At 61.9% G+C, this 13,247-nt stretch carries 16 protein-coding genes; 7 read left to right on the forward strand and 9 right to left on the reverse strand.

The window, feature by feature from the left end; all coding sequences use genetic code 11:
• Positions 1-6: 6 nt before the first annotated feature.
• From JL101_RS36050 to JL101_RS36065, 4 genes are read right to left on the reverse strand one after another with little or no spacing between them, the layout of a single operon-like run.
• Positions 7-969, reverse strand: a complete 963-nt coding sequence (locus JL101_RS36050; protein WP_203103704.1) for an ATPase, T2SS/T4P/T4SS family — start codon at positions 967-969, stop codon at positions 7-9.
• Positions 959-1,285 (reverse strand): hypothetical protein, encoded by a 327-nt coding sequence (locus JL101_RS36055; RefSeq protein WP_203103705.1) that lies wholly within the window; start codon positions 1,283-1,285, stop codon positions 959-961. Before JL101_RS36055 ends, JL101_RS36050 begins: the two co-directional genes overlap by 11 nt.
• Positions 1,282-3,024 (reverse strand): type IV secretory system conjugative DNA transfer family protein, encoded by a 1,743-nt coding sequence (locus tag JL101_RS36060; RefSeq protein ID WP_203103707.1) that lies wholly within the window; start codon positions 3,022-3,024, stop codon positions 1,282-1,284. The genes JL101_RS36055 and JL101_RS36060 overlap by 4 nt, the downstream gene beginning before the upstream one ends.
• A complete protein-coding gene (locus JL101_RS36065; RefSeq protein ID WP_203103709.1) occupies positions 3,017-3,658 on the reverse strand; it encodes a hypothetical protein in 642 nt (213 codons plus the stop codon). Before JL101_RS36065 ends, JL101_RS36060 begins: the two co-directional genes overlap by 8 nt.
• A 345-nt stretch (positions 3,659-4,003) precedes the next feature.
• On the opposite strand from JL101_RS36065, the gene JL101_RS36070 reads away from it, so the two are divergent.
• From JL101_RS36070 to JL101_RS36080, 3 genes are all read left to right on the forward strand, one after another.
• Entirely contained in the window at positions 4,004-4,222 is a 219-nt protein-coding gene (locus tag JL101_RS36070) for a hypothetical protein (protein ID WP_203103711.1), read from the forward strand.
• A gap of 90 nt (positions 4,223-4,312) precedes the next feature.
• Positions 4,313-4,660: a hypothetical protein gene (locus JL101_RS36075; protein WP_203103713.1), complete on the forward strand. Its 348-nt coding sequence runs from the start codon at positions 4,313-4,315 to the stop codon at positions 4,658-4,660.
• Positions 4,661-4,767: 107 nt separating this feature from the next.
• Complete coding sequence (locus tag JL101_RS36080) at positions 4,768-5,109, forward strand: hypothetical protein (RefSeq protein WP_203103715.1); 342 nt, start codon at positions 4,768-4,770, stop codon at positions 5,107-5,109.
• 55 nt (positions 5,110-5,164) lie between these two features.
• Here JL101_RS36080 and JL101_RS36085 read toward each other — a convergent pair whose 3' ends face one another.
• The 4 genes from JL101_RS36085 to JL101_RS36100 all read right to left on the reverse strand — a co-directional run bounded on the left by JL101_RS36085 (position 5,165) and on the right by JL101_RS36100 (position 8,129).
• Complete coding sequence (locus JL101_RS36085; RefSeq protein ID WP_203103717.1) at positions 5,165-5,668, reverse strand: hypothetical protein; 504 nt, start codon at positions 5,666-5,668, stop codon at positions 5,165-5,167.
• A gap of 271 nt (positions 5,669-5,939) precedes the next feature.
• The gene (locus JL101_RS36090) at positions 5,940-6,200 is read right to left on the reverse strand and encodes a hypothetical protein (protein ID WP_203103719.1); all 261 of its coding nucleotides are present in this window, start codon (positions 6,198-6,200) and stop codon (positions 5,940-5,942) included.
• Positions 6,197-6,889, reverse strand: coding sequence for a recombinase family protein (locus JL101_RS36095; RefSeq protein ID WP_203103721.1), 693 nt, complete (start codon positions 6,887-6,889; stop codon positions 6,197-6,199). Before JL101_RS36095 ends, JL101_RS36090 begins: the two co-directional genes overlap by 4 nt.
• A 430-nt stretch (positions 6,890-7,319) precedes the next feature.
• Entirely contained in the window at positions 7,320-8,129 is an 810-nt protein-coding gene (locus tag JL101_RS36100) for a pentapeptide repeat-containing protein (protein WP_203103723.1), read from the reverse strand.
• A 473-nt stretch (positions 8,130-8,602) separates the two neighbouring features.
• Between JL101_RS36100 and JL101_RS36105 the strand changes: the two genes are divergently transcribed.
• Both JL101_RS36105 and JL101_RS36110 read left to right on the forward strand, forming a co-directional pair.
• Positions 8,603-9,196, forward strand: a complete 594-nt coding sequence (locus tag JL101_RS36105) for a hypothetical protein (RefSeq protein ID WP_203103725.1) — start codon at positions 8,603-8,605, stop codon at positions 9,194-9,196.
• 279 nt (positions 9,197-9,475) lie between these two features.
• Positions 9,476-9,910, forward strand: a complete 435-nt coding sequence (locus JL101_RS36110; protein ID WP_228435690.1) for a pentapeptide repeat-containing protein — start codon at positions 9,476-9,478, stop codon at positions 9,908-9,910.
• On the opposite strand, the gene JL101_RS36115 is transcribed toward JL101_RS36110, so the two are convergent.
• Complete coding sequence (locus tag JL101_RS36115) at positions 9,891-11,111, reverse strand: IS256 family transposase (RefSeq protein ID WP_228435691.1); 1,221 nt, start codon at positions 11,109-11,111, stop codon at positions 9,891-9,893. The two genes, JL101_RS36110 and JL101_RS36115, sit on opposite strands and share 20 nt — an antisense overlap.
• A 224-nt stretch (positions 11,112-11,335) precedes the next feature.
• On the opposite strand from JL101_RS36115, the gene JL101_RS36120 reads away from it, so the two are divergent.
• Positions 11,336-12,556: an IS256 family transposase gene (locus tag JL101_RS36120; RefSeq protein WP_228435549.1), complete on the forward strand. Its 1,221-nt coding sequence runs from the start codon at positions 11,336-11,338 to the stop codon at positions 12,554-12,556.
• Between the two features lie 25 nt (positions 12,557-12,581).
• A complete protein-coding gene (locus tag JL101_RS36125; RefSeq protein WP_228435692.1) occupies positions 12,582-13,232 on the forward strand; it encodes a toll/interleukin-1 receptor domain-containing protein in 651 nt (216 codons plus the stop codon).
• The last annotated feature ends 15 nt before the right edge of the window (positions 13,233-13,247 follow it).

Genomic DNA, 13,247 nt, shown 5'->3' on the forward strand with positions numbered 1-13,247 from the left:
ATCCCGTCAGGCAGTTACCGTCTCGTATCGCTCGCCGTCATGGCCGGTGGGCCGGACGATCTCTACCAGACGTCGCGTTCCGTCCGGCTCCCGGCGAATGAAGGCCACCAGGTCGACCGCCTCGATGATGTCGGCGTGGGGCACGTTCACCGCGACTTGGCCGATCAGCCGCGAGATGCGCGACAGGCCATGGGCGGCCGAGTTGGCATGGACCGTCGAGAGCCCGCCGGGGTGGCCGGTGTTGCTGGCCCCGATCCATTCCAAGGCCGTTTCGCCGTCGCGGATCTCACCGATGACGATGCGGTCCGGCTTGTGGCGCAGGGCCTCGCGGACCAGCTCGCGCGCATTCATCTGGCCGGTGAACGCGCGGACCACGTTGGGGCCGCTCACCCTTAGCTCGTCCTGGTCCTGGATGATGAAGACCCGGCTGGACCTGAACGGCGCCTCGGACAGCAGGGCATTGCCCAGCGTCGTCTTTCCAGCCCCGGTGCCGCCGGCCACCAGGATGTTTTTTCGGTCGGCCACGGCCGCGCGCAGCACGTCGGCCTGGGCCTCCGTCATGATGCCGGCGGCCACGTAGTCGTTCACCGTGAAGATCCGCCCCGGCGGCAGCCGGATGGAGAAGGTGATCCGGCGCACCGTGTGAGGCAGCAGGGCCGCGAACCGCTCGCCGGTCGGCAGGTTGGCAGACAGCGCCGCCTTGTCGATTGCGTGATTGTCGATGTCCGAGACCAGGTTGACGATCCGGCGCGAGGCGTGGTCGGTCAGGTGCTGGCCGGTCGCCCGGTCCTGCCCGCCGACCGTCAGCCAGATCATGCCGTCCTCGTTCACCATGATGTCGGTACAGCCCGGCGTGCGCTTGGCCTTCTGGATGGTCGGGCCGTAGGCATCCTCCAGGTCGTCCAGAAGGCGCTTCATGCCCTCGGTCCGGTTCGCGGTCAGGTTCGCCCCGTTCAGCTCAAGCGACATTGGCAGAGTCCTCGCATTCGATGGTTTCCACCGCCTTGCGCACCTCGGCGATATCGCCATCGGCCAGGGTCAGCAGGATCGAGCGGAGCAGCCGGTCCTGCCGGGCCGACTGGTCGATCAGCTTGGCGATGCCGGTCTCGACCCGGTTGACCACCTGGGCCTCCCGGCGCCACATGCGGAACCCGTCCTCGATCAGCTGCTCCAGAACCTCGTTGCGGCTGACCCTCCGGCCGGCGCTGCGGAACTGCGCCGTCGTCTCGGTCACCTGGGCGGCCAAGTCGGGCTCCAGGTACAGCTTCAATTCAACCTTCGTCATTCGTCGTCACCTTCGGGGGCAGTGATGAGCTTGCGCTTGCGCGGGGCCTTGGGTTTCGGGGGAGATGGAGCGGGCGCCGGCTCCTCGGCCGGCGGGTCGGCGGGCGCGGGGCTGGCCGTCATGACACCGGCCCAGGCGCTCGGCCGCTGCGGGTGCGGCAGGTCGGGATAGGTGCCGTCGGCGCCCCGCATCGGCACCGGCTTCAGCATGCGCGACTTCAGGACGCGGTCTTTGTAGTCCCGCAGCTTGCGGGCCAGGATCGGCGGGTGTCCGGTGACCAGCACCAGCTCCAGGTGATCGGGCAGGCAACGGACGGCGCCGGGATCGATGACGGGCCGGTCGTACTGGCTTTCCGTCTCGGTTCGCCCGCCGTCACCCCATGGCCGGCGGCTGACGCTCTTGCGCTGCTCGGGGACCTGCCCGGCCGACTGGGAGATTTCCCGCTGGGTGGTCGCGTCGTTGGCCGCGAAGGCGACATGCACACGGATGTTGTCCCGGAACTGGTTGTTCGGCCCGTAGGGCATCTCCTTCAGGGCGTTGAGGGACTGGGCGCCGAGCAGGAACGTGCAGCCATATCCCAGGATCTTGGTCATGGCGGTTTCGATCAGCTTCAGCCGCAGCGACGGAAACTCATCGATCACCAGAAGCAGCTTCGCCGGGTACTTCTTCCGGCCATCCGGCGCCAAGTGCCGGTCGGCCAGGATGGCGTCTATCAGCATGCCGAGGAACAGCGCGACGACAGGCTTGAGGCGCGCATCCTCCGAGGCCGGCGTCGTCAGGTACAAGGTCACCGGCCTGCCGGTGTGGCCCGGGCAGAAGATGTCGGCCAGGCGGAAGTCCGACCGGCCGGTAACGTCGGCCACCGCCGGATCCTCGAACACCGACAGCCTGACCAGGGCGTCGTTGTAGATCAGCTGGCGGTACTTCGCCCCATCCTTCGCATCCTCCACCAGGGGATCGCAGCCGAACAGCCCGCGAGCGCGATCGACCGCAACCGGGTGGGCGGCCCTGGCGATGATGCGCTTTCCGCCGTCGTCGCCTTGGGCGATCAGCCGGACCACGCCCCGCATGTTCTTCTCGGCGTCGGGCTCGCCGTGCAGGACATGTAGGATGCAGGCGCTGATGTAGCGGTTCGCCGCCGCCTCGAAATGACCGTCGCCGCCGGGCGAGGGGATCTGGGTCACCAGGTTGTCGGTGTCGCGGACGGCATGGTCAGGCCGGATCTCGTCCAGGAAGTTGAACCGGGCGCCGACCGGCGACGCGAAGTTCAGGTTGATGACGTGGCTGAAACGGCCGCGCCACCCGCTGGTGTCATCGAACAGCTCGCCCTTGCCGCCGTCGTAGGCGACCACCGGCCCGCCGTAGGTCAGCATCGTCGGACGGATCACGCCGACACCCTTGCCCGACCTGGTGCCGCCGGTCACCAGCACCGGCTCCTGCCCGGTCCAGGTCAGCCGCTTCCGGCCGATCCGCCCCAGCACCACGCCGCTGAACTTCAGGTCCGGGTTCTTGAGCAGCTCGGCCGCCCTCGCCTGGCGCTTGCCGCCGAAGCCGGCGGCCAGGCGCTTGCGCGCCCGCATGCGATCCATGACAGCGCCGAACCCGAACCCCGCTGCGCCCGCTACGGTCAGGGCACCGACCGCACAGCCGGCCAGCAGCATGGCATTGGCCTCGATCCAGGCCCGAGACGCCTGCACGAACGGCTCCGGGTTGGTGATAATCTGCCCGAGGTCAATCACGGTCCCGGTCCTCCCCACGGGTGGGCCGGCGGCCGGCGTTGTAGTTCCGCTCGCCGTCGCGCAGCCGTTCGGCCTGGCGATGCATGAAGCGGTCCATCTCCCGCTGGCTCATCTGGCCCAGGTGCCGGGTCGCCAGATCCTCAGCGATGCGGCGCATTTCGAACCGAATAAATTCCCTGTCCATTACCAGGTCGGTGCCGTCTTGGGCGATGCCCCGGAGGATGACGTGGGCATGCCGGTTCATGGCGTGCGTCGCGTCCGGCTTCTCGTGAACGCCGGCCATCCACTCCAGCCGGGTGCCCAGCCGGCGCTCCAGCTCGGCCATGTACTCCCGCGTATACGCCGCCATGTCGAGGGCATGGCCGTCGTTCGGCGCCAGGATGATCCGGAAGTGATGCCGGTCGTCCCGCCACCCCTGGACGGCCGAATGGCCCATGACGCCGTCGCCGTCCCGGTCGATCAGCGACGGCGTCACCGCCCGCTCGCCGGCCCCAGGGCGCTCCACATACCGGATGTGGCTGTGCAACTTGGAGTATCCCGCACCGGCCATGCGGTAATGGTAGGAAATCACCACCACGCGCCGCCGGTACGCCGACCCACCCCCGGCACCAAGCCGGGCAGTACCCCGAGACACCGCCTTCGGTTTTCCAAGGTCGGGCAGGTAAACCCGCCCGGGAGACACCCCGCTGGCCTTCGGTGCAAGCCGCAGCCACCGTTCGATCAGCGCGTCTTTCGACCTCGCCAGAGGCACCCGTCCTGCCACTTCCCAACCCTCCCGCGGAAGACTACCATTCCGCTGAAGTCTACCCTACGTTAGGGACACGCGATAGCGGCTAGGGACAAGAAAACGGCGGAAAGAGGGGGGATTGCAGGCGGTCAAGGGACACGCCTTTTTTCTTGCAATACCCCCTCTCCCCAATCTCAGTTTTCCCTTCCGCAAATCCCTCTCACGCCGTCCACAGCATGAAAGGTGAATTTGATGCAGTTGCTAAGGAAAGCCGCCGACACTCCTCCGGTCTGGGATCTCGGCCTCGCCACGATGTCGCCCGCGGTGATCGTCCTGATCGCCTGCAGCACCCAACCCAGCACGATGACACCAGCCGGCTACCTGGTCATGTCGGCTCTATGCGGAGCGCTGCTGGTCGCCTTCGCCCGGTCCGTCAGTCGCATTCTCAGCAGGATCGACACCACGCGATAGCACTTCGGTAATGCTGGCGGTTTGGTGGCTGCCAGCATCATCCCCATATTTCCAATAATGAATTGTAAAAACTGCACACAGGACCGGCACGTGATCATCACCACCCACGCAGGCGACCGCCTCGACCTCTCGGACCACATCCACCAGCTCGCCCGGCTCGGTGAGGAGGACTTCCGGTCAGCCGAGAACGAGGCGTTCATCTACCGCCTCGGTCAGTGCATCTCGCTCGCTGCCGGAGCCAACGCGCCACATGCCGTGCTGGTCCGTCTGCGGGATCAGATGACGCCGGAGCTATGGAGCCACGTCGGCTTCGTCTGGGCTGAGGCGGCAGAGCGGCCCTATGTCGATCAGGACGGCAATCCCACGTATCGCCAGCATAGTGCTGCTGAATGCGACAGTCCTCACAACATTTTCGACCGCTCTAGACTGCCCTGCTGAAGGAGGATATACGTCCAGAGATCCTTGGCCGGAGACGTGGGAGCGCAATTCGATTGGGTCGACATCGGCATGAGCCGGTTCGCCTGATCCCGGTCAAGGAATATCAGATGACAGGCAATTCGGACACATCTCAGAACAAGTTCATCACCTACGGCGACGAGTCCTACAGCACAAGAGCTTGGGCGAAGCGGCGAGGTATGCCGCACATGACGCTCGTCAGTCGTCTCAAGCGAGGGTGGTCTGTCGGTGAAGCTCTGGGGTTTGAAGAACGCCCACTGAAGCCATCCGAGCAGGAGATGGACCCGATGCAGGAGGCACTAAGGTGGATCCAGGACGAATGCACCCGCACCAAAAACGAACATGATCGACTTCGCAAAGAACGGGACAGCGCTATGTCTGCGCTGCAATCCATAGCCGAGATCGTCCAAGGTGTCATCGCGAAGAGATAGAGCCGTCTCCCTGGTCGATCCCATTGACCGGGGAGACGCCCCTCGCCGAGAGTATTTAACCAATCTTCTCGACTATGCTAAGTAGATCGACGCCAGCAAGCTTCAGTATGAGAGCCAAAGCGATAAGCAATAAGGTATAACCGAAAGCTCCAACAGCTCCTGCTGTAAATTGATGGCGCCATCGGCCTTGTTTTTTTACCGTCTGAAGTGTTTTTGTAGCCTCATCCAACACATGGTTATTTATTGCACTTTCTCTTATAGCTGGAGTCTCTTGATCAACCACATAATAAGCGTAAGCGGAAAGCATTGACTCCGCTTGAGATCTAAGCCTCTTGATTTCATACTGAGTTTGCGACCTGACATATGCGTCAACATCACTCTGACTGGGTCTTACCCCATGTTCTCTTTCAAAGCTTACAAGCCATTCTCGCTTGGACTGCTTGTAAAGAGCATAAGCAATCATTCCCACAAGGTCATCGTCGCCAGTTTCCGGGACAAGACTCTCGTAGATACGGTTATATCGCGTCGGAGCGGCAGGTGGATTGTCTATGTCAGCCAAAATGCTTTATTTTTGTTTTCTTCAGGGCAGTGCTGGCCGCACGGAGAGCCTTATTGTGGACATCTCGGTCAAGAACGCGGACGACTGATCCATTAGGGAGCAGTTTAGCTGTGTACACATGCTCACTCCTACCCGGCTCCGCTCCTTCAAGCGACACCAGATAGCTACGACGGTCCTTACTCAGCTTCGTCCACACCATCATCCACCCCCAATCAAAAAGGTAATTGGACTCAAGCTACTATGCAATAACATCTCAGGTCGCCATTTAGCATTAGCTAACATCGCTTGTACCCCCCATTTTGCCGGCGGCGGCCGTCGCCTCATCCATCTGCCGGCGCCGTTCCCTCACCACGGGCTCGTCCTTCACCTGCGCCCTGCGGTCATTCGCCAGCTCCCATGCACAGGCCGCCTCCAGCAGGCGCGCGTCTTCCGGATCTGCTTCGCGCCAGGTCTTGCAGGCTTGCGGGGTCCATTGACCCGGATTGCGTGCGCCACCGGCATTCGCCGCGGTAAGTATCTCTTCGAACGTCATTCCACTGCCTCCATCACCTGGTCAGCAGTAGCACGTCGGAGGACGGCTGACACCTGAGATGCCGTCCACTGGCCTCCGGTCACGGTGGTGAACCCACGCCGAGCAAGTTCCCTGGCGGTGGCGCGGAGCGACAGCCCGGAACGCTGCATCTCTTGAACCGCAGGCAGCACCATGGCGGCGTGCGCTGCTGCCTTCTTTGACCAGGCCGCGGCGGCTTTCGCTGCACGTTGCCGATCAGCGGGGCGAAGACTGGCCCGGTTCCCGAGCGGAAGACCGCGCGCCTTCCTGGCCGCCAGCGCTGCCTTCGTCCTGGCACTGATAGCCTTGGCCTCCTCCTCCGCGACCAGGGCCATGATGCCGATCGTCAGCCGGTTCGCGAACGGCATGTCGGCCGCCACGAACTCGATCCCCGACTTCTCCAGACCCAGGAGAAAGTGCGCGTCACGGGCCAGCCGGTCGAGCTTGGCGATTAGAAGGACGCTGCCCGTCATCCGACACATCAGCATCGCCGCGGCGAGCTGCTGGCGGTCGGACTTCCGGCCGGACTCGATCTCCCGGTACTCACCGATCACCTGGGCATCCCGGCCGGCGAGGAACGCCGTCACCGCAGCCTGCTGCGCCTCCAGGCCGAGGCCCGATCGTCCCTGCCGCTGCGTGCTGACCCGGTAATATGTGACGAACCGCTGCACTGGTCATACTCCGTCTGATTCCGTGGAACGTGCGTTCCACGGAATCATACAGACATGGTGACTCAGCCCAAAGGGCGATTTCTACCCTGATCGGAATATCTCAAGAAAATTCACACACCCGTATTATGGTTAATAGATTTGAAAGGATTCTAAGTCACAACTACGTGCACGCATTTGCATGCGTTTCCTCCCTAAACTCGGCCCCGCGCGTTCCCCGCTGCGGGGTCTTCTTTTTTCCCATATCCAAGCGGGACAGAACCTCACGGCGCCGTGAGGTTTCGCACACCGTTTCTGAAACTTGATTTCGGACACGGGTTATGCACATCGGAATCCGCCATTCCAGCGATGCCGGGCGAGAGTGTTCAGAACCCACCGTTTTCGGACAGGTTGTGAACGCCAGCCCAACAGCCACGGGAATTTCGGAAGCCTACTATTCTGGGCAGAGGGGTACTGTCAGACCGGGCGGCGGCTTGGTTTCAGCATCACCGCAAGCTTGGCTCAGTTGATCTTGGGTGAGATAGCGGGCATCGATCAGGTCGGCCCCGCTCAGGTCGGCTCTGATCAGGTTGGCCCCGCTCAGGGTGGCCAGACTCAGGTCGGCCCTGCTCAGTTTGGCCGCAAGCAGGATAGCCCCGCTCAGGTTGGCTCCGCCCAGCTTGGCCCCGCTCAGGTTAGCCCCAAGCAGGTCGGCCTCGCTCAGGTTAGCCGCGCTCAGGTTGGCCCCACTCAGGTTTGTCCCGAGCAGCTTGGCTTTCCCTCTTAGTTCGGCCTCGCTCAGGTCAGCGTCGCTCAGGGTGGCCCCGCTTAGGTTGGCCCCGCTTAGGTCAGCACCAGCTAATTTGACACGAAACAAATAAGCCTTCGGTACCTGCAACTGACTCATGTCGATCTCTCGTGCATGGAGAGTTTCCAGGGCTTCAATCAAGCCGACATTCCCCTCAACCTCCTTTGCCGCCGCAACCAAGGACCATGCCCGGTTGATCCGGTCCTCCTCGCGGCTTTGCAAATCCATCCAAAAGCCAATAAGTGCGATCACAATCGCCACACCCGCAATGAATTCAGCCAAGAAGCGTACCGTAGCCGACTGGTGAAGCAGTGCCGATGGACGGGAGAACAGCCAGTCCAGCCAAGCTCCAACCCAACGACTCAGCGGAACATGCCCATCGGCATAAGGGGTTCCCATGCGCGCCGCCAGTCGGATCACCGACCACGGTGGCGGCACTTGCGTGATCGTCGGCATAGCCTCGCCGGTAGTCCGGAAAGCACTACGCCGCCGTCGCCAGTGCTGCGCGGCAACGGACCACCGCTGGGCCTGTCGTCTTTTGCGGTGTGAGGGAAGCCAGAACGGCGGCTGGATGATACGGTCGGGAGCCATGCCGAATTGTACATCGCGACCGTCTTGGCGGTGACTTCCCTGCAGAACAGCCGACCCTGCCTTTCGAACAGGTGCAGAGCATACCGGTATGGCATTGGCCGGAAACTCACCGTTTTCCAACAGGCCAGAGGAGATTGTCTCGGCGCTGAGACAGTTCCAACTGTACCGCATAAATCTAGACCTTCAGGAAAAATGCCTCCCGAATAGCGGCGCCGACCCTAACGGGACGCACAGCGCCTGGATCTGGCTGTCTCACGAAGCGGCCTTGGTTGGGTATACTCAATTGACACAAACGAGTATCTTCGTCGCGATAGGGAAGAAGGCATAAGGAGCAATCAATGACACCGGTCAGAACGATTGAAACAATTCACAACAACCAAAATCTCATTCATGAGAATGTTCGCAGACGTATAAGAAGCATCAATATATATGTAACAATTCAGGAGATGGCTTTAAAATCAGATGATTTGAGTACTGATAAATTATTCCAAACAGCGTTCAATGGTTTTTATAGATTTAGGAGGAATATTTATCAGAGGTGTATATTTTACTCTATTATGGAGAGGGAGCGCAATAATAAGGACAATATTTCATCATTTGGCCAACTATTAAATGAGGTTGCTGACCGTTCAGGATGGATCGAAGTCTCGTTCGTATCAAAGATGATGGCAACCTTAGATGATCGTATTGCACCATATGATAAATTAGTTTGCGACCACCTTTGTCTTAAATCTTTGCCCTATAGTCGTTCGAAAAAGGATCGCATCGCAAGAGGCATTGAGAATTTTAACTCAGTACAAGAGCATCTCAACCGCATATTGGAACTTCCACAGACACATGATGTGCTAATGTCTTGGAACGAGGCATTTCCAGTCTTTGCTGATTTTCGAGACATCAAGAAACTCGACCTAATGCTCTGGCTGATGCGGTAGGATTTTCATGGTACAGCTTTCGAAACTTCCTCGTAGCAGAACCTGCTGTTGGCGGGAGGTTTCAATCCAGCACCAGAACCTCGCGCCAGCGCGAGGCTTCGTACACCGTTTCTGGAACTTAAATTCGGACACGGGTTCTGCACATCGGAATCCGCCATTCCAGCGATGCCGGGCGAGAGTGTTCAGAACCCACCGTTTTCGGACATGGTCACAAGTGCACATTGACCAGCCAATTAGCTCCGGCGATGATGAATGCCATTCCGGCAATCGGGGTGCTACATGGCCAACGCTGAACACGTCGCCTTGCTCAAGCAGGGGGTGGAGGTGTGGAACGAGTGGCGGGAGAAGACCCCTGGTACTAAGGCGAACTTATACAAGGCGGACCTGAGCGGAGCGTACCTGAGCGGAGCGGACTTGAGCGGAGCGGACCTGACTAGGGCGGACCTGAACGGGGCCAACCTATACAGCGCCAACCTAAGCTGGGCGATCCTAACTGAGGCGGACCTGACGTGGGTTGGCCTACGCGGAGCAACCTTGATCGGGACGGACCTGCGCGGGGCGAACCTAGGCGAGGCAGATCTAAGCCAGGCGAACCTGAGCGGGGCGGATTTAAGCGAGGCAATCCTCTACGAAACCTTGTTTGTAAACAAGAGAGTGTCAGGAATTTCGTGTGAGGGCGGGCGGTTTCGCATGATCAGGCGAATGCCTTTGTGAAGCGCTCACCGAAGAGGACGGCGAACTGAGCCTTTGCCATGGCCCATTCGCGTGCCGGCATGGTCCACTGTTTCTCGGTCCTGTGCAAGACCAGGAAGATCAGCTTCAGGGCGGCATCGTCAGTCGGGAAGTGGCCTCGGGCGCGAACGGCGCGGCGGAGCTTGGCATTCAAGGATTCGATGGCGTTGGTGGTGTACAGGATGCGCCGGACCTCGGCCGGGAAGGCGTAGAACGGCACCACCTCGTTCCAGGCGCGGCGCCAGCACGGGCCGATGGCCGGATACTTGCGTCCCCAGGCGCTGTCCTCGAAGGCTTCCAGCGCGGCCTCGGCGGCCGTGGCGTCGATCGCCCGGTAGATGTCCTTCAGGGCGGCTGCGACGGCCCGGCGGTCCTTCCAGGAGACGAACTCCAGGCTGTTGCGCAGCAGGTGCACGATGCAGGTCTGGACCATGGCCTGCGGGAACACCGCCTGGATGGCGTCGGGAAAGCCCTTCAGCCCGTCGACCACGGCGATCAGGATGTCCTCCACGCCGCGGTTGCGCAGCTCGTTCAGGACACGCAGCCAGAACTTGGCGCCCTCGTTCTGCTCCAGCCACAGGCCGAGGATCTCCTTGGTGCCGTCGGCCCGCACACCGAGGGCCACGTGGACGGCCTTGTTGCGCACAACCCCCTCGTCGCGGACCTTGACCCGCAGGGCGTCGAAGAACACCAGCGGGTAGACCGGCTCCAGCGGCCGGGCCTGCCAGGTGGCGATCTCGTCCAGCACGGCGTCGGTCACGGCGCTGATCAGGTCGGGCGAGACCTCCACGCCGTAGAGTTCGCGCAGGTGCCCGACGATCTCCCGGACGCTCATGCCGCGGGCATACATCGATACGATCTTGTCGTCGAAGCCGGGAAAGCGCCGCTGGTACTTGGCGATGAGCTGCGGATCGAAGGTCGCCCGCCGATCGCGCGGGATCTCCAGTTCCAGCTTGCCGGTGTCGGTCAGCACCGTCTTGCGGCCGTAGCCGTTCCGGCCGTTGCCGGCCTCGTCCTCGCCGGCGAGATGATGGTCCATCTCGGCATTCAGCGCCCGCTCCGCCAGCGCCTTCTTCAGGCCGTCCAGAAGGCCGTTCGGATCGAACGCGCTCTTCGCGTCGGACCCGGCAAGAAGTTGGTCGAGCAGGGCGTCAGGGATGACGGGTGGTTTGCGACGAGCCATGCGGGATCTCCTTTCTCCCAGTATGCCCGCCCTCACACGAAATTCCTGACACTCTCTGTAAACAACGACTTAAGTGCAGTAAATGGTCTGGACAGTTGCATACACAATGGCCCAAGCACCATCGGTCGTGTCCGAAGGTTGGTAGGAAATTGTCTGGCGGCGTAATCTCCTGAAGGTGAAGAACCCACACCGGCGGTCTGGCCACCGCCGCAGGAGATCACGCCATGGAGAAGACTACATCCAACGACGCCGCGGTTCCATTGCTGGGCGACGACTGGTTCGATCCGTTGGAAGCCGGTGTGCGCCAGCGGATCCGCTCGTTCATCGAGGCGATGCTGGAGAGCGAGCTGGACGCGGCGCTGAACCGCGGGCGTTATGAGCGCGCCGGGCCACGCCAGGGGCATCGCCACGGCCATCGTGACCGACAGGTCCTCGGCACATTCGGCCCGACCACCGTGTCGGTTCCGCGCGCCCGGTTGGCCGGGGCCGACGGCACGACCCGGGAATGGCGCAACCGGACGCTGCCGGCCTACAAGCGACTGACCAGGCAGGCCGAGGCGCTGATCGCCGGGACCTACCTGGCGGGCACCAACACCCGCCGGGTCCGCCGCGCCCTGGGAGCGCTGTTCGGCGGGGCGGTCGGCAAGGACACCGTCAGCCGGGCCTGGCGCAAGGTCCAGGGCGACTGGGAAGCCTGGCAGAAGCGGGATCTGTCGCAGGACGACATCGTGCGCATCATACTGGATGGCACCGTGGTCAAGGTCCGGCTGGACAAACGGGCCACCGGCATCTCGGTGCTGGTGGCACTCGGTGTCCGGCGCGACGGCCAGAAGGTGCTTCTCGGCCTGCGCAATATGGGCGGCGAGAGCGAAGCCGCGTGGCGGGCCTTCCTGGATGATCTGGTCGCCCGCAAGCTCGCCACGCCGGACCTGCTGATCATCGACGGCGCCCCGGGCCTGGAGGCGGCCCTGAGCGCCCTCTGGCCGGACGTGCCGCGGCAACGCTGCACAGTCCACAAGCATAGGAATCTCGTGGCCCACGCGCCCAAGAAGCTGCACGAAGAGATCAGCACCGACTACACCGACATGATCTACGCCAGGACGGTGAAGGATGTCGAAGCCCGGCGGAAGGCGTTCGTGCGAAAGTGGCGGCTGAAGTGCCCAGCGGTCGCCGCCAGCCTTGAGGAGGCAGGTGCCAACCTGTTCACCTTCCTGCTCTACCCGCCCGACCAGTGGAAGTCGATCCGGACGACCAACGCCATCGAGCGGTTGCACGAGGAGTTCAAGCGCCGGATCAAGACGCAGTGCCTGCTGCCGTGTGCCGAGACCGCCTGCATGCTGTTCTGGGCCCTGCTCGCCAGCGGCCAGATCACCCTACGCCGCGTTGACGGTTGGGACACCCTGCACGTCGCTCCCGCCGACCAGCCGCTTGACCTCGCCGCATGATCCGACGACCCTGAAGCTCAGGAGAATGCGCCCTCAGCAATTCCTACCAACCTTCGGACACGACCGCACCATCGACCACCGAACCCTAAAGCGCTCTGGCTCGCTGTCCCTATCCTTCCTGCGCGGCGTTGGCCTGCCGAATAGCCTGATAGACTACCTGCCCTCGCTGCTGAACCAAACTATCCAGTTCTACTCGGTCTTCATCAGCTACAGCCATGCCGACAAGTCGTTCGCACGACGGCTGTACAATGAACTCCAAGGACACGGCATTCGCTGCTGGCTCGATGAGCACCAGATGCTCCCCGGCGACGACATGTATGAGCGGATCGATCACGGTATCCGCCTATGGGACAAAATCCTGCTGTGCTGTTCCAGAAATTCATTGACGAGCTGGTGGGTGGACAACGAGATCGACAGCGCTTTCGAAAAGGAGCGTCAACTCATGAAGGAGCGAGGCCGAAAAGTGCTTGCTGTGATCCCGCTCAATCTCGACGGCTTCTTATTCGACCAGGAATGGAAGAGTAGCAAGGCACGACAACTCCGGACTCGGTTGGCCGGTGATTTCACCGGCTGGGAAAAGGACAACGCCAAGTTCGAGGTCGAATTTGAGAAGGTCTTTCGGGCGCTGCGGGCCGACGAAGGAGGACGGGAGACGCCGCCACCTTCCAGGCTGTGAAATCCGTCGAATACC

Source organism: Skermanella rosea (assembly GCF_016806835.2).
Taxonomy (GTDB): domain Bacteria; phylum Pseudomonadota; class Alphaproteobacteria; order Azospirillales; family Azospirillaceae; genus Skermanella; species Skermanella rosea.